The following is a 15345-nucleotide window of genomic DNA, read 5'->3' as shown; positions in this document are numbered from 1 at the left end:
CTATGGATGTAGAAGCAGTTATGAACTTAAATCCAGACTTAATAGTTATATCAACAGTTCAAGAAAAAATGTATGATCAATTAAGTGAAATTGCTCCAACAGTTATGATTCAATTAGAAGCTTTAAACTGGAAAGATGATGTTAGAGCTTTAGGAAAAGTATTTGGTAAAGAAGATGTTGCTAATGAATGGATAGCTAATTATGAAGCTAAAGCAAAAGAAGCTGGAGATAAAATCAAAGCGGAATACGGTGAAGATACAACATATCTTTCATTCTTAGCAAGTGGTGGACAATTCTTTGTTTTTGATGGTGCAGGATTTGGTGATGTATTATATAACGATATGGGATTAGCTAAGCCAGAAGGAATGCCAGAACAAACTGACATTAGTTTACCAGTTGTAACTTATGAAGGATTAGCAGCAATTAAAGCTGACTATATATTTGCAATAGCAACAGATGAAGATTTAGCTCAATTAGAAGCAAACAGCATTTGGAACAACTTACCTGCAGTTAAAAATGGTAATGTAGTAATATTAGAATCATCACCATACTTTAACCAAGGATATAGCCCAATTGGAAGAGAAATATTAGTAGATGAAATAGGTGACATGTTAAATGAAACAAAGTAATAAACGTACAATAATATTTGTAATTTGTAGTTTGTTACTCTTAATAGGAGGATTGACTTTAGCCATTAGGCTAGGGTCAGTCCATATTACGTTTTCAGATATTTGGGATAGTATCTTTAACTATAGTGAAACTTTAGAACTTATGTTAGTTAGGGATGTACGTATTCCAAGGGCTCTGGCTGTATTATTTACAGGTGGAGTATTAGGAGTAACAGGAGCGATGATTCAAGGTGTTACTAGAAATCCAATAGCTGAACCATCCATATTAGGTATAAGCCAAGGAGCAACTTTAGTAATAGCTATTTTTTATGCAGCAGGAATAGGAATAACTACTCAAAATGTAATGATAGCTTCTTTTATAGGAGCATTAATAACAGGAATAATAGTTTTAGGATTTATATCAAAAAAAGCAAATAATAACTCAATTGCAAAGATACTTTTAGCGGGAACAGCAATGAGTACATTTTTTATTTCTTTAACTACAGTAATTGGTCTTTTATCAAATCAATCTCAAATGATAGGATTTTGGGTATCAGGTGGTTTTAGAAATGCAAGTTGGGCAGATTTTAGATTAATATTTATAGTAGGAGTTATAGGGCTTATTATAGCCATATTCTTATCACCAAAGATAAATATATTAAATTTAGGTGATGATGTTGCAATTGGACTTGGAGAAAATCCAGAAAAAATAAGATTTATTACTCTTATGGTTATGATACCAATGTGTGCAGCAGCTGTTGCAGTTGGTAAAAATATAGCTTTTGTGGGGCTTATAGTTCCTCAAATAGTTAGAAAGTTATTAGGTGAAGATTATAGAAGAAATATTCCATGTTCATTTTTACTTGGAGCAGTTCTTTTAACATTTGCAGATGTTGCAGCAAGAATGATATTTAATCCTTATGAAACACCAATTGGAGTTTTTACAGCATTAATAGGAATACCATTCTTTATATCAGTGGCTAGAAAGGAGAGAGGATAATGAATAAGAAAAAGTTTAAATTAGTTATATCGGTTTTGCTTATTTTATTAGTAGTCTCTTTTATGGTTACACTATGTTGGGGTACATATAAGATTTCACCTGGAGAGGTTATTAATACTCTTTTAGGAAATGGAACAAAACTTCAAAACACAGCAATATTAACTATTAGACTTCCAAGACTTTTAGTTGGTATATTTGTGGCAATTGCATTATCAACAGCAGGAGCAATTCTTCAAACTATAACAAAAAATGATTTAGCAGATACAGGAATAATAGGTATAAATGCTGGAGCAGCAGTTGCAGCAGTATTATTCATTACATATTCAACTGGAGCATATTATAGTGAGCTTGGACAATTATCTATTTTTGTATTACCTGCTATGGCTATAATAGGAGCTGCAGTTACAGCATTCATAATATATATGATGTCTAGTAGAAAAGGAATAAAGCCTAAAAGACTTTTATTAATTGGAATTGGGTTAAATGCAGGACTTAATGCTTTTATAACATTCTTTACTTTTAGAGGTGGAGTTGGAGATTATAATAGAGTATTAGTTTGGACATCTGGAAGCCTTTGGGGGTCAGGATGGAGTTATGCAAAGGTAATAATTCCAATAGTAGCTTTAATGTTTATAGTAGTTTTATTAAATCATAAAAAGTTAGATGTTTTAAACCTTTCAGATGAATTAGCAATATCATTAGGTTTAAATTTAGAAAAGGAAAGAAAAAAATTCTTAACTTTTGCAGTTATTTTAGCTGGAACAGCAACAGCTTTTGCGGGTAATATAGGGTTTTTAGGTCTTATATCTCCTCATATTGCAAGAAAGTTAGTTGGTCCTTATCATAAAAAGTTTATTACTGTTTCAGCAATGATAAGTATTATTATAGTTATTCTTGCAGATGCTGTTTCAAGAAACTTATTCTCTCCAATTGAAATTCCAGTAGGAATAACAGTATCAATATTTGGAGTACCATATTTTATTTATTTAATGATGAAGGAGAAATAATCATGGAAGCTATTAGTGTAAAGAACTTAAGCGTAGCATATGAAAACAATACTATAATTGAAGATATGAGCTTATCTATACCAAAGGGAAAAATAAGCATAATAATTGGTGCTAATGGATGTGGTAAATCAACTTTACTTAAAACTATAGCTAGAATTAATAAGCCCAAAAGTGGTGATATCTTTATTAATAATAAAAATATAAAAAAGGTGAAAGAAAAGAATATAGCGAAAGAAGTTGCATTCTTGCCACAAGGACCAGTTTGTCCAGATGGGCTTACAGTAAGGGAACTTGTTGCATTTGGTAGATTTCCTCATCAAAAAATGATTGGAGGCCTTACTAGTCATGATAAGAAGGTTATTGATTGGGCAATAGAAGAAACAGGTCTTAGTGAATTTGCTGATAGAGGAGTTGAAAATTTATCTGGTGGGCAAAGACAAAGAGCTTGGATTGCAATGACCTTAGCTCAAGAAACTGAAATAATAATGCTTGATGAACCGACAACTTATCTTGATATGTCTTATCAACTAGAAGTATTAGAAGTGCTTCAAAAGCTTAATAAAGAAAAGAATATTACAGTAGTTATAGTTCTTCATGAGCTTAATAATGCTTGTAGATTTGCAGATAATATTATTGGTCTTAAAAAGGGAAAAATTATTTGTCAAGGAAGACCATTAGATGTAATTAATAAAGAAAATTTAAATACTATATATGGAATAGATGCCAACCTTACAATAAGTGAAGATGGAGAATATCCAATATGTATGGAATATGATCTATTTAGGGGGACAGATGAAAAATAAAAACTTTATAATAATAGTTATAGGGCAAATTATTTCTCTTTTTGGAAATGCAATTCAAAGATTTAGTATGTCACTATATTTATTAGAATTTACAGGTAGTACAGCTACCTTTGCTAATATATTAGCAATATCAACAATACCATATATTTTATTCGCACCAATTGCAGGTAGATTATCTGATAATATAAATAGAAAAAAGATAATGGTATATTTAGATTTATTCTGTTCTATATTAATTGGAGGTTATGCTTTTATATTACTTAAGGGAAATGATAATGCTTTAATAGTTGGAACTGTTATGTTTATATTATCAATATGTGCTACTTTATATGGACCAGCAGTAACAGCTTCAATACCACAAATAGTAGAAGAAGAAAAATTAACTTCAGCAAATGGAATAATAAATCAAGTGGGATCAATAGTTAATTTTGTTGGACCTATACTAGCTGGGATTCTTTATGGGTTATTAGGAATAAAAATAATAGTAATAATAAATGCAATAAGTTTTTTCGTTTCAGCGATAATGGAGTTATTTTTAGATATTCCAGATGTAGCTAGGGAAAATGTATCTACTAAAAATGAAATAGCAGCAACTAAGGAAAATGAAAAGATATTATCTATGGATTTTATTAAAAGATCATTTTCAGATATGAAAGAAAGTTTTATTTATTTAAAAAATGAAAAGAAAATTGTACTTGGAATTATAGCATCATATGCTTTATGCAATATTTTTCTAGTGCCAATATTATCAATAGTTGCACCATATTTTATAAATGTATTTTTAGGACTTTCTTCAGAAATATATGGAATAGTTGAGGGAATTTGCGTTTTAGGAATGATATTAGGTGGATTTTGGATTAGTGTGAAACCAAATATGTTTTCTATGAAAAAGGTACATTATACATATTTCCCAATGATAGCAGGTGTTATTGTAATGTCTACTTTAGGGTTTATAAAGTTAAATAATTATGCCCTAGCAGGAATATTTGCGCTTGGAGGACTTGCAATAATGTTATCTTTATCATTATCAAATGTATTAACTTTAACATTTATACAAAAGCAAGTGCCAGGAGAAATGCTTGGACGTGTATCAGCATTTTCAACGGCAGTAGCAACTATAAGTGTTGCACCAGGGCAGTTATTATTTGGACAAGTTATAGATATGGGAATACCAATAGGAATTATATTATTAGTTTCAGCTATATTTAATATTGGACTTATGTTATTTATTAAGTGGAACGTAAGAGGATTAAAAAATACTTAATTTTATTTTTCTAATTAACTAAAAAAGAGATTGTGCATTTTTTGCACAATCTCTTTAATATTATTAAGCAGCTTTTTTAGAAGCTTCTAATTCATTCTTTTTTACTATGTTATATCTTATGTTAACTATAAGTGCTAATACAACACCTAAAGCTGTAATTCCAATATCGAATAATATTACGTGACTTAAGTTGATATCTGCTAATATACCAGTGATACTTGGTACCACAGTAGAAGCAATACTTGAAGCTGTAAATACTATACCAGTAATTTTACCCTTGTTTGCTGGGAATAATTCTGACATTGAAGTTAAAGCTAATTGTAGAACTCCACCAGCAGCAGAGAATCCAATTACAAATGCAGCAACTACACAAGTTATAGTGCTTGGGAACATCCAAAGTACTATTAACATTACTAAAGATATTAGAGGGTAAACAAAAGTAAATCTAACTTGTTTAATCCATTTAGCAACTAATATTGAAGTAACAAATACAGATACTATTGAACCAGTACTGTATATACTTATAAGTTTAAGAGAAACTGTTTGTTCAACACCAGCAACTTCTCTTGCAAATGATGGTAACCAGTTTGCAATTATTTGGAATGTCGCAGTAGCAGTAAATCCGATTAATATTAAGCAGATACCTTCAATCCAGAAGTTAGCTTTAACGTTAGATTCAACTTTTTCTTCAGTAGTAGCTTCAGCTCTTTCAACTGGCTTAAATTCTGGAAATTTAAGTTTAAATATAAATAATCCATTGATTACAAATACTGCGATACAGAATATGAATGACCATCCGTAGTAAAGGTTGTTAGCAATTAAGAAGCTGATTATCCAAGGTAATACAAATTGACCAGCTGAAATAAATGCTTTAATTGCAACATTAGCACTTCCTGATGCTTTAGGGAAACATTCAGTTAATGCAGGATATGTACCAGCATCCATAAATGAGTTAGCCATACCAGCTAATAATGCAAAGAAGAATGCCACAGTAACATTAGTACTTACTAATATACCACCCATGAATAATACATAAGTTATCATACCTAAAAGTACGAAGGGCTTTCTACCATATTTATCAGATAATATACCTGATACAAATAATACAATTAATCTACCTAATCCAAGTGCTGAGATAACATAAGATACACCAGCGTTGTTAGTATTAAATTGTTCCATTAAGAAATCAATATTTTGGGCTAATATTATACAACCCATACCATGTATAAAGTAGTTAATATACATAGATAATGCCGTAGGCATATACTTATTTTTTGTAAGTGTATTTTGCATTTTTAATACTCCTTTTGATAAAAATTTAACGTAATTGTGTATAAAGTTCTCTTTTTACTTACGAAATAAATTTTAATATATTATTTTTGATTATTCTAATACATATTATTGTGTTTATTTATAGAAAATATCTATAGATATGCTATAATGTTTAAGAATATTAAAAAACAATAGAAAAATAGTAAGTTCAATTTATAACAAAGTTATGGTTTTCTATACAAAATTAATTATTACATTTAATAAATAGGAGGGATGTTATATATGAATTTAAATCACTTAAGTTATTTTAGAGTTTTAGCAAAATTAGAACACTATACACAGGCTGCTGAAGAATTATCAATAACACAACCAAGTTTAAGTCATGCAATGTCAACATTAGAGAAAGATTTAGGAACTTATTTATTTGAAAAGCAAGGAAGAAATATTAAATTAACTAAATACGGAAAGATATATTTTGAATATGTAGATAGAGCATTAAGTGAGTTAGAAAAGGGAGAAAAAAAGATTAGAGAATTAACTAATGTGTCTACAGGAACTATAGAGTTAGGATATATTTATACATTAGGTCCAAGGTTTATACCACATCTTATTAAGGATTTTACAGAGATTGATAAAAATAAAGATATAAAATTTTTATTTGGGCAGGGCACTACAAAGGCCCTTATTGAGGGATTAAAACAAGAAAGGTTTGATATGGTATTCTGTTCAATGGTAGAAGATGAGCCAGATATAGACTTTATTCCAGTTGCTAATGAGGAGTTAGTACTTATTGTATCAAATGAACATCCTTTAGCAAAAAATGAATCTGTAGATTTAACAGAAGTTGCTAGTTATCCATTTATAGGTTTTAGTGAAAAAAGTGGAATTAGATCGATTATACAGGATTTATTTAAGGAGGTAAATATTGTTCCAAATACTATATGTGAGGTAGAAGAAGATAATGCTGTTGCAGGATTAGTTGAAATAAATTATGGAATTGCAGTTGTTCCAAGAATATCATCTTTAAAATATTATAATGTTAAAGTATTACCAATAATAAATCCTGAGCATGAAAGATTTATTTATTTGGCAACTTTAAAAAATAGATATCTTACTCCATCTGTAAATCTATTTAAAAAATATAGTTTAGAGTATAGTAAAAAGCTTTTAAATAAGTAATTTAATAAGTGTTATAATGTTTCGGTAGAAAATATTAATAACGTTAGTATAATACATATAGAGGTGATATTTTGGAATACATAAATGATATAAATATTCAGGAAGCAGTAATACATATTCTTGATAGTAACTCAACAGAGCCAATTTTAAATGAATACACATTAGAGTTAAGTGAAGATATTTATAAGTTTTTACATAAGCATATTGAAAAATGTCTAAAGGATGAGGAATTAAAAACAGCAATTTTTAATTCAGAAAGAAATATTGTAAAGGAGATAGTACAAGATTATTTAAATGGAGTAGATAGTGACTTTCTAGGATTATCTAAGGAGCTATCAAGACAACTTTTTTCTATTATGAAAGGAAATGTTAATATTCCAGCCTGTGACCTAATAGTAGTATCTTTAGTTACAGATGTTGGTCCAATGATAGGTATACTAAAAATGGATTATGTTAAGAATTTTACTCATTCTGTAGAATTTGTTAATGATAAAATTGGTATAGGAATAGTTCCACAAGCAGCAGGTTTACCGGGTAGCAGCCAAAGAATTCAAAAAGCAGCATTTATAAAACCTATTAGGGAGGGGCAATCATTTGATTTATATGTAATTGATAAACAGAAGAAATCTAATGAAGATGATGAATATGGAGCTAATTATTTTATGAATAGCTTTTTAGGTTGTAGCATTGTTGCTAATAAAAGGGATATGACAAAGACTTTCTTAAAGGCTGCAGAAACTTGGACTAGAAGTAATATTACTGAAAATGCAGATGAAGCAGAAAAAATAAGAAGTACTGTTAAGAGTAAGCTAAGGGAAGAGGATTCTATTAATATTCAAGAGATTTCTAATGAATTATTCAAGGAAGATCTAACCAAAAAACAGGACTTTGAAATTTTTATGAAAGGGAATGGATTAGAAGAAGAGGTTGCTGTTGATAAGGCTTGGGTTGAAAAGAAGCTTAAGAGAATTAGACTTAAAATAGATAAGGATATTGATCTATACATAAATGAAGATGCTTACCATGATAATAGTAAATTTGAAATTCAACGTAATGGTGATGGAAGCATTAATATGATTATAAAACATGTAATTAACTATATTGAAAAATAAGATAGTAAATTGAATTAGTTATTAGAGATAGTAAAAAAATAAAATAAATAAATTTAAATACCAATAGATATAATTTATAAAGTATAATGAGTAGCAGGATAATCCGTATCAAAATATTATTGATACGGATTATTCTTTTTATAGAAGTAGTATACAAAAGTTATTATTATATGGTAATACTATTTTATTTAAGAGTAGAGTGCATATTTAGAAGAAATGGAAAAGTTGGGATTATCTAAAGCTTTAGAAATTAAACAAAAATATTTTGATGAATATTATAAATAATTAGGAAAATGGAGTATATATTGAAATCTAAATATGAAATTAATATATCCTCTATAATGTTACAACAGTATGGGAGAAATGTTTATGAAAAATAAATCAATCTTGGAAAGAGCAAGAGAATATGAAGATAATAATATAAAAAATATACTTAAAGAAGAAAAGCAAGAATTTCACTTATGTGCACCTATAGGGTGGATAAATGATCCAAATGGGTTTTCAAGCTTCAAAGGAGAGTATCATTTATTTTATCAATATCACCCATATGGAACATATTGGGGACCGATGCATTGGGGACATAGTAAGTCTAAAGATTTTATTAAGTGGGAACAGTTACCTGTTGCTATTGCTCCAGATGAAAAATACGATGAGTCAGGATGCTTTTCAGGGAGTGCAGTAGAAGACAATGGGAAGCATATACTTATGTATACGGGAGTATCAGAAAAGGAAGATAATAGTGGAAATAAAATTGTTAGACAAACTCAATGTATAGCAATTGGAGATGGAATAAATTACGAAAAGTTAGATTGTAATCCAGTAATAACTCATGAACAATTACCAGAAGGAAGCAGTAAAGAAGATTTTAGGGATCCAAAAATTTGGAAAGAAGGTGAATGGTTTTACTCAGTTATTGCAAGTAGAGCTGCTGATAATGGTGGTCAAATCCTTATGTATAAGTCAAGGGATTTAAAAGTATGGGAATTTGTTACTGTACTTGATAAGAGCGAAAATAAGATAGGAACTATGTGGGAATGCCCAGACTTTTTTAAGCTTGATGAAGAACATGTTCTTATAATTTCACCAATGGAAGTTAGAGCGAATGAAAAAGGATATCATAATGGTCATAATTCTATTTTCTTAAAAGGTAATTATGATAAGAAAAATTGTAGATTTGAAAGAACTTCAGAAGAACTTATAGATGGCGGATTAGATTTTTATGCGCCACAAACATTAGAGTCTAAAGATGGAAGACGTATAATGATAGGGTGGATGCAGAATTGGGAGAATAAAATTATACCAGAAGAGTTTAAATGGTGTGGGATGATGACTATACCAAGAGAACTTAATATAAAAGATGGAGTAGTTGTTCAAAAGCCTGTTAGAGAATTAGAAAATTATCGTAAGAATATGGTTAAATATAAGGATATAAAAGTTGAAAACGAAATGTCATTAGCTGGTATTGAGGGTAGAACATTAGATTTGATAGTGGAAGTTGATGCTAAGGATAGTAAAGAGTTTATAATTACCTTAGCAAAAGATGCAAAAAATAAAACTTTATTAATCTATAATCCTGTTAATAATATTCTTACTTTTGATAGAAGTTATTCTGGTAAACTTAAAAATATGGTTCATAAGCGTGATATGAAGGTTAAAAAAGAGGGCACTAATATTAAATTAAGAATATTATTAGATAGATATTCAGTAGAGGTATTTGTAAATGATGGTGAGCAAGCTATGACATCAACATTCTATACATCGCTAAGTGCTAAGGATATTACTTTTGAATCAATAGGAGAATCTATAATTAATATTGAAAAGTATGATATAGCAATTTTATAGTGAGGTGATGAGTGTATTATGAAGAAAGTTATATGTCCAGGTGAGGCGCTAATAGATTTTGTATCAATGGATATAGGTAAAACATTAAAAGCAACAGATGGTTTTATAAAAAAAGCTGGTGGTGCTCCAGCAAATGTAGCAGCAGCTATTTCAAAATTAGGTGCAGAAGCATATTTTTGCGGGACCGTAGGTGATGATGCTTTCGGTGGTTTTCTAGAGGATACATTAAATAATAATAATATAAATACGGAGCTTTTATTTAAGATTAAGAATAACACAACATTTGCTAATATCATTCGATGCTAATTATAGAGAAAGTTTATTTGGAAACAATAAAGAAGAATTTATTAAATGTTGTAAAGAATTTATTGTAGATAGTAATATAGTTAAGTTAAGTGAAGAAGAAGCAAAGTTAATTAGTGGCATAGAGGATATCAAGGAAGCAAGCCAATATATAGTTAATTTAGGTTGTGAAAATCTTATGGTTACATTAGGAAAAGAAGGTACTCTTTTAAGTAACAGAGAAAAACAAATATTAATCAAAACTAAAGAAGTAAAGATGAAAGATGCTACAGGGGCTGGTGATGCATTTATCGGAGCCGTTATTGCACAAATTTTGAATGAACCTGGAAAGAGTATGGAGAAGATTGTGGAAATGGCAAATTTAGTTGGAGGAATAACAACAACTAAGCTAGGAGCACTTGAATCAATTCCAACATGGGATGAAGTTTTTGCGTATAATTAATAAATGAATATATAGATTAGCTTAAAATGAAGTACTTTTCATATAAATATGAATAAAGTACTTAATGAAGGACAAGTAATACCATATTCTAAAAATACTCAAGATCAAGATTTGGCATTGGGAACTGGTTCAGTTATAAAGGATAATAATGGTGTATTTCATGCATTTTATACAGGTCATAATCCTAAGAAGATGCCTAAAGAAGCCATTATGCATGCTACAAGCATGGATATGAAAGAGTGGACAAAGATATCCGAAGATACATTTTTTGCAGACGAACAATATAGTGGTGATGATTTTAGAGATCCTTATGTAATTTATAATGAAGACTATAATGAATATTGGATGTTAATAACTACAAGAAAAAATAATAGTGGGGTAATAGCATTATACACTTCAGATGATTTAAGAGTATGGAAAGATCAAGGTATATTATTTAAAAATGATATGGGGACAGATTCCAATCTAGAATGTCCAACATTAATTAAGTATGGAGAATATTGGTATTTGTCTTTTTCAGATCAATGGCCAGATAGGGTAACTCATTATAGAATTGCGAGTGATTCAAAAGGAGAGTTTATTATTCCACAAAAGGATCATTTTGATGGCAATGGATTCTATGCAGGTAGAATGGAAAAGGATTTAGAACATTTATATATCTTTGGATGGACTCCAACTAAAGTGATGTATAGTGATTCAGAAAATTATGATTGGGCAGGGAATTTAGTTGTTCATCAACTTAAACAGGATGAAAATGGAGAATTACATCCGGTACCAATAGATAATGTTATAGAAAAAATAAAAAAAGATACTAAAATTAAGTTGATAGAATATACAAAAACTATAAATAAAAATAAAAATACTTATAAATTTAGTGGAAAAAATTATGAGTTTGCAAAATTTGATGCTATTAATGGTATAAGTAAGATTAAAGGAAAAATAAATTTAAATTCAGATAGTGGTAAATTTGGATTTATGTTTAATGTTGATGAAGATAATTTGGGAAGCTTAAATATTGTATTTGATATAGATAAACAAGAGATTCAATTTTATAATACATCAATAAATAATATATCAAATTTACAACCACAATCAAATATACCATTTGAATTTAATGAAAAAAGTTCACTAGATTTTACTATTATAATTGATGATAGTGTTGTAGTTATTTATGTAAATGATGAGATTGTTTTAAGCAGTAGAATGTTTTTAGTTCAGGGGTCAGAATGGGGAATATTTTCAATTGATAATGATGTCATATTTGAAAATATAACATTAAATAAATAGTAAAGTATATTTAAAATTTATAAGTATTTATAATAGTATTTTAAATTATCTATAGATTATTTTGATATAAAAACTACCTCAGTTGAATTTAACTGGGGTAGTTTTTCGTTTGATTTAAGTAGTTTTTAATATAAAAGAGCTACAGTTAAATAAACTTATATCCAAGAATTAAAGGAAATAATTCATTTTATCATTGGGTATAAATTATTTAGATAAAAGTTTTACGAGGACTGCTTTTTGTGCATGGAGCCTATTTTCTGCTTCTTCAAATATTATATCAGCATGAGCTTCAAGAATTTCTTCGGTAATTTCTTCTTCTCTATGAGCAGGAAGGCAGTGAAGAACTATAGCATCGTCATTTGCTAATTTCATCACTTTTGAATTAACCTGATAACCTTTGAAAGCGACTTGACGCTTTTTAACTTCGTCTTCTTGTCCCATACTAGCCCAAACATCCGTTATAATTACATCTGCATTTTTTATAGCTTCAGCTGGATTTTCAGTCATTTCGAAAGAAACTTTATTTTCATTAGCTAATTCAATCCCCTTTTCAATATAATATTTAGGTGGTTTATATCCAATAGGATTAGCAATTGCTATGTTCATACCTAGAGTTAAGCAACCAATAATTAAAGAGTTACACATATTATTACCGTCACCAATATATGCAACTTTTAAGCCTTCAAGGATAAGCTTTTTTTCTCTTATAGTCATTAAATCTGCTAAGACCTGGCAAGGATGTTCATCGTCAGTTAATCCATTAATTATAGGAATAGAAGAACATTCAGCTAAGGTTTCAATGCCCTTTTGAGAAAATGTTCTTATCATAATTCCATCTAAGTATCTAGATAAAACTCTAGCTGTATCTTGAATAGGTTCTCCACGACCTATTTGCAAATCTTTAGAGCTTAAGAATAGAGGATGTCCACCAAGCTGATACATTCCAACTTCAAAAGAAACCCTTGTACGAGTTGATGCTTTTTCAAAAATCATTCCTAAAGATTTGCCTTTTAGTAAATGATGTTCTATGCCATGTTTTTGTTCATATTTTAATTGATCAGCAAGATTTAATATATCTAAAATTTCTTCTTTTGAAAGATTATCCATACGTAATAAATCTTTATTCATAAATAAGGCCCCCTTTTTAATTTACTTATATTCTTTTAATACTTTTACTAAGATGTTTAAACCAGCTTTAACATCATCTACAGGGATGTTTAGTGGAGGTAATAATCTTACTACGTTTTTGCCAGCTGTTAAGAGTAGTAGGCCATTCTCAAGAGATTTTTTCTGAACAATAGATGAATCACCATCTATTTCTATTCCAAGCATTAGACCTGATCCACGAACATCTTTTACTATTTCTAAATTTTCATTTAAAATAGTTTCTTTTATTAGTTCACCTTTGAATATAATTTCGCTATAAGAATTACTATTACAAAGTTGATTTAATACTGAAGTTGCACCTGCACATATAACTGGATTTCCACCAAATGTTGAGCCATGATCTCCAGGCTTAAAAGTTGATGAAAGATTTTTATTACATAAAACTGCACCTATAGGAAGACCTGCCCCTAGACCTTTAGCACAAGTCACTATATCAGGTTCAACATTGAAACTATTATATCCAAAGAGATTTCCTGTTCTAGCTATTCCGCATTGAACTTCATCAAAAATTATTAATACATCTTTTTCTTTAGCTAATTTACAAGCAGCTAAAACAAAATCTTTATCTAGTGGATGAACACCCCCTTCACCTTGAATAGCTTCCATAATTATTGCACAAACATCAGAAGTAAGTTTTTCTTTTAGATCATCAATAGAATTAGCAGTTACATAATTAAATCCTGCAGGGAATGGAAAGAAGTAATTATGAAATTTATCTTGTCCAGTTGCAGTTAATGTAGCTAAGGTTCTACCGTGGAAAGATTGCTTTAGTGAAAGAATAGTACCTCTACCTTCACCATATTTATTAAAGCTATACTTTCTAGCAAGTTTAATAGCACATTCATTTGCTTCGGCACCAGAATTAGCAAAAAAAACTTTATCCATTCCGGATAATTCACAAAGCTTTTTTGCAAGTGATACAGTAGAATCATTAGTGAAAATATTAGATAAGTGTTGGAATTTGTTTAGTTGAGATATTATTGAGTTTTTCCAATCAGCATTGTTATAACCTAAAGAATTAACTCCAATTCCACTAGTAAAATCTATATATTTATTATTGTTTTTATCAAATAAATAAGAACCCTGACCATATGATATTTCGATGGGTAAGGTAGCATAAGTATTCATTAAATATTTACTTTCTTGTTCAAATAAAGTCATTTTAAACACCCCATTTAATTAGTTAATAAATTTCTGTTCCGATTCCTTTTTCAGATAATAATTCAAGTAAGATAGAGTGCCTAATTCTGCCATCAATTATGTGAGCTTTTTTAACTCCCATTCTTACAGATTCAACACAGCAGTTTATTTTAGGAATCATGCCACCTCTAATTATTTTATCTACAGTTAGTTTTGGAATTTGATGTAACCTTAAAGTTGAAATTAAAGTAGAAGGGTCATTTGGATCTGTCATTACACCAGGTACATCGGTTAAAAGAATTAGTTTTTCAGCTTTTAAAGCAGATGCAATTTTTGAAGCACAGGTATCAGCATTTATGTTATAGCTATTAGTATCATTTTCGCCTATTGCAATAGAAGAGACTATAGGAATATATCCAGAGTTCATTGCTAAGTTTAGAAGCTCTGTATTTACAGAAGTTATTTCACCTACAAATCCTAAATCAGTACCATTAGCAAGTTTTTTAGCTTTTATTAATGAACCATCAATTCCAGATAAGCCAATAGCTTTACCTCCATTCTTTTCAATAAGTTTAACTAAATCCTTATTTACTTTTCCTGCTAATACCATTTGAGCAACTATTATTGTAGTTTCATCAGTGTATCTTAATCCATTTATAAATTTACTTTCATGATTCATTTCATTTAAAGTATTACTAATATCAGGACCACCACCATGAACTATTATTGGATTAATTCCAATACATTTCATAAGGATAATATCATTTATTACTGTTTTAGTTAATTCATCATTAATCATAGCATTTCCACCATATTTAATTACGATAGTTTTACCGTAATATTCCTGGATATAAGGTAATGCTTGAATTAATATATTTGCATGTTGAGCATAGTTCAATTGTTACACCTCCAAAAAATG

General features: G+C 29.3%; 15 protein-coding genes. 11 read left to right on the top strand and 4 right to left on the bottom strand.

What is annotated here, in order from left to right; genetic code table 11:
- From Q0G30_RS10765 to Q0G30_RS10745, 5 genes are all read left to right on the top strand, one after another.
- Positions 1-629: ABC transporter substrate-binding protein (locus Q0G30_RS10765; RefSeq protein WP_294389689.1), on the top strand; the 629-nt coding region annotated here is incomplete at its 5' end.
- Positions 616-1608 carry an iron ABC transporter permease gene (locus Q0G30_RS10760; protein WP_294389688.1) on the top strand — a complete coding sequence of 331 codons (993 nt, stop codon included), beginning with the start codon at positions 616-618 and terminating at the stop codon, positions 1606-1608. The genes Q0G30_RS10765 and Q0G30_RS10760, both read left to right, overlap by 14 nt.
- Positions 1608-2615, top strand: a complete 1008-nt coding sequence (locus Q0G30_RS10755) for an iron ABC transporter permease (RefSeq protein ID WP_294389685.1) — start codon at positions 1608-1610, stop codon at positions 2613-2615. Before Q0G30_RS10760 ends, Q0G30_RS10755 begins: the two co-directional genes overlap by 1 nt.
- Positions 2616-2617: 2 nt before the next feature.
- A complete protein-coding gene (locus Q0G30_RS10750) occupies positions 2618-3418 on the top strand; it encodes an ABC transporter ATP-binding protein (RefSeq protein ID WP_294389683.1) in 801 nt (266 codons plus the stop codon).
- Entirely contained in the window at positions 3408-4682 is a 1275-nt protein-coding gene (locus Q0G30_RS10745; RefSeq protein WP_294389681.1) for an MFS transporter, read from the top strand. The genes Q0G30_RS10750 and Q0G30_RS10745 overlap by 11 nt, the downstream gene beginning before the upstream one ends.
- Positions 4683-4745: 63 nt before the next feature.
- On the opposite strand, the gene Q0G30_RS10740 is transcribed toward Q0G30_RS10745, so the two are convergent.
- Positions 4746-5975 carry an MFS transporter gene (locus tag Q0G30_RS10740; protein ID WP_294389679.1) on the bottom strand — a complete coding sequence of 410 codons (1230 nt, stop codon included), beginning with the start codon at positions 5973-5975 and terminating at the stop codon, positions 4746-4748.
- Between the two features lie 261 nt (positions 5976-6236).
- Here Q0G30_RS10740 and Q0G30_RS10735 point away from each other — a divergent pair, with 261 nt between their 5' ends.
- The 6 genes from Q0G30_RS10735 to Q0G30_RS10710 all read left to right on the top strand — a co-directional run bounded on the left by Q0G30_RS10735 (position 6237) and on the right by Q0G30_RS10710 (position 12119).
- Positions 6237-7133, top strand: a complete 897-nt coding sequence (locus tag Q0G30_RS10735) for a LysR family transcriptional regulator (protein WP_294389665.1) — start codon at positions 6237-6239, stop codon at positions 7131-7133.
- Positions 7134-7204: 71 nt separating this feature from the next.
- Positions 7205-8245, top strand: coding sequence for a nucleoid-associated protein (locus tag Q0G30_RS10730; protein ID WP_294389662.1), 1041 nt, complete (start codon positions 7205-7207; stop codon positions 8243-8245).
- Positions 8246-8614: 369 nt separating this feature from the next.
- Positions 8615-10087, top strand: coding sequence for a glycoside hydrolase family 32 protein (locus Q0G30_RS10725; protein ID WP_294389659.1), 1473 nt, complete (start codon positions 8615-8617; stop codon positions 10085-10087).
- Between the two features lie 18 nt (positions 10088-10105).
- A complete protein-coding gene (locus Q0G30_RS10720; RefSeq protein WP_294389657.1) occupies positions 10106-10393 on the top strand; it encodes a PfkB family carbohydrate kinase in 288 nt (95 codons plus the stop codon).
- Positions 10371-10832, top strand: coding sequence for a PfkB family carbohydrate kinase (locus tag Q0G30_RS10715; RefSeq protein ID WP_294389654.1), 462 nt, complete (start codon positions 10371-10373; stop codon positions 10830-10832). The genes Q0G30_RS10720 and Q0G30_RS10715 overlap by 23 nt, the downstream gene beginning before the upstream one ends.
- Positions 10833-10880: 48 nt before the next feature.
- Positions 10881-12119: a glycoside hydrolase family 32 protein gene (locus Q0G30_RS10710; RefSeq protein WP_294389652.1), complete on the top strand. Its 1239-nt coding sequence runs from the start codon at positions 10881-10883 to the stop codon at positions 12117-12119.
- A 204-nt stretch (positions 12120-12323) separates the two neighbouring features.
- Here Q0G30_RS10710 and argF read toward each other — a convergent pair whose 3' ends face one another.
- Genes argF through argB form a run of 3 tightly spaced genes read right to left on the bottom strand, consistent with a single transcriptional unit; the run spans position 12324 to position 15324 of the window.
- On the bottom strand, positions 12324-13247 hold the full coding sequence (gene argF, locus Q0G30_RS10705) for an ornithine carbamoyltransferase (RefSeq protein ID WP_294389649.1): 924 nt from the start codon (positions 13245-13247) through the stop codon (positions 12324-12326).
- Between the two features lie 21 nt (positions 13248-13268).
- Positions 13269-14447 carry an aspartate aminotransferase family protein gene (locus tag Q0G30_RS10700; RefSeq protein ID WP_294389644.1) on the bottom strand — a complete coding sequence of 393 codons (1179 nt, stop codon included), beginning with the start codon at positions 14445-14447 and terminating at the stop codon, positions 13269-13271.
- A gap of 22 nt (positions 14448-14469) precedes the next feature.
- The gene (argB, locus tag Q0G30_RS10695) at positions 14470-15324 is read right to left on the bottom strand and encodes an acetylglutamate kinase (protein WP_294389641.1); all 855 of its coding nucleotides are present in this window, start codon (positions 15322-15324) and stop codon (positions 14470-14472) included.
- Positions 15325-15345 lie beyond the last annotated feature (21 nt).

Origin of the sequence: uncultured Clostridium sp., assembly GCF_934754925.1 — a bacterium.
Classification (GTDB): Bacteria; Bacillota; Clostridia; order Clostridiales; family Clostridiaceae; genus Clostridium.
The sequence above is the reverse complement of the archived record's forward strand: the minus strand, read 5'-3'. Positions and strand labels throughout refer to the sequence as shown.

Excerpts from the sequence above, each read along its gene's own strand:
- Q0G30_RS10760 (WP_294389688.1), top strand. The coding sequence starts at position 616 with ATGAAACAAAGTAATAAACGTACAATAATATTTGTAATTTGTAGTTTG.
- Q0G30_RS10755 (WP_294389685.1), top strand. The coding sequence starts at position 1,608 with ATGAATAAGAAAAAGTTTAAATTAGTTATATCGGTTTTGCTTATTTTA.
- Q0G30_RS10750 (WP_294389683.1), top strand. The coding sequence starts at position 2,618 with ATGGAAGCTATTAGTGTAAAGAACTTAAGCGTAGCATATGAAAACAAT.
- Q0G30_RS10745 (WP_294389681.1), top strand. The coding sequence starts at position 3,408 with ATGAAAAATAAAAACTTTATAATAATAGTTATAGGGCAAATTATTTCT.
- Q0G30_RS10740 (WP_294389679.1), bottom strand. The coding sequence starts at position 5,975 with ATGCAAAATACACTTACAAAAAATAAGTATATGCCTACGGCATTATCT.
- Q0G30_RS10735 (WP_294389665.1), top strand. The coding sequence starts at position 6,237 with ATGAATTTAAATCACTTAAGTTATTTTAGAGTTTTAGCAAAATTAGAA.
- Q0G30_RS10725 (WP_294389659.1), top strand. The coding sequence starts at position 8,615 with ATGAAAAATAAATCAATCTTGGAAAGAGCAAGAGAATATGAAGATAAT.
- Q0G30_RS10720 (WP_294389657.1), top strand. The coding sequence starts at position 10,106 with ATGAAGAAAGTTATATGTCCAGGTGAGGCGCTAATAGATTTTGTATCA.
- Q0G30_RS10710 (WP_294389652.1), top strand. The coding sequence starts at position 10,881 with ATGAATAAAGTACTTAATGAAGGACAAGTAATACCATATTCTAAAAAT.
- argF (WP_294389649.1), bottom strand. The coding sequence starts at position 13,247 with ATGAATAAAGATTTATTACGTATGGATAATCTTTCAAAAGAAGAAATT.
- Q0G30_RS10700 (WP_294389644.1), bottom strand. The coding sequence starts at position 14,447 with ATGACTTTATTTGAACAAGAAAGTAAATATTTAATGAATACTTATGCT.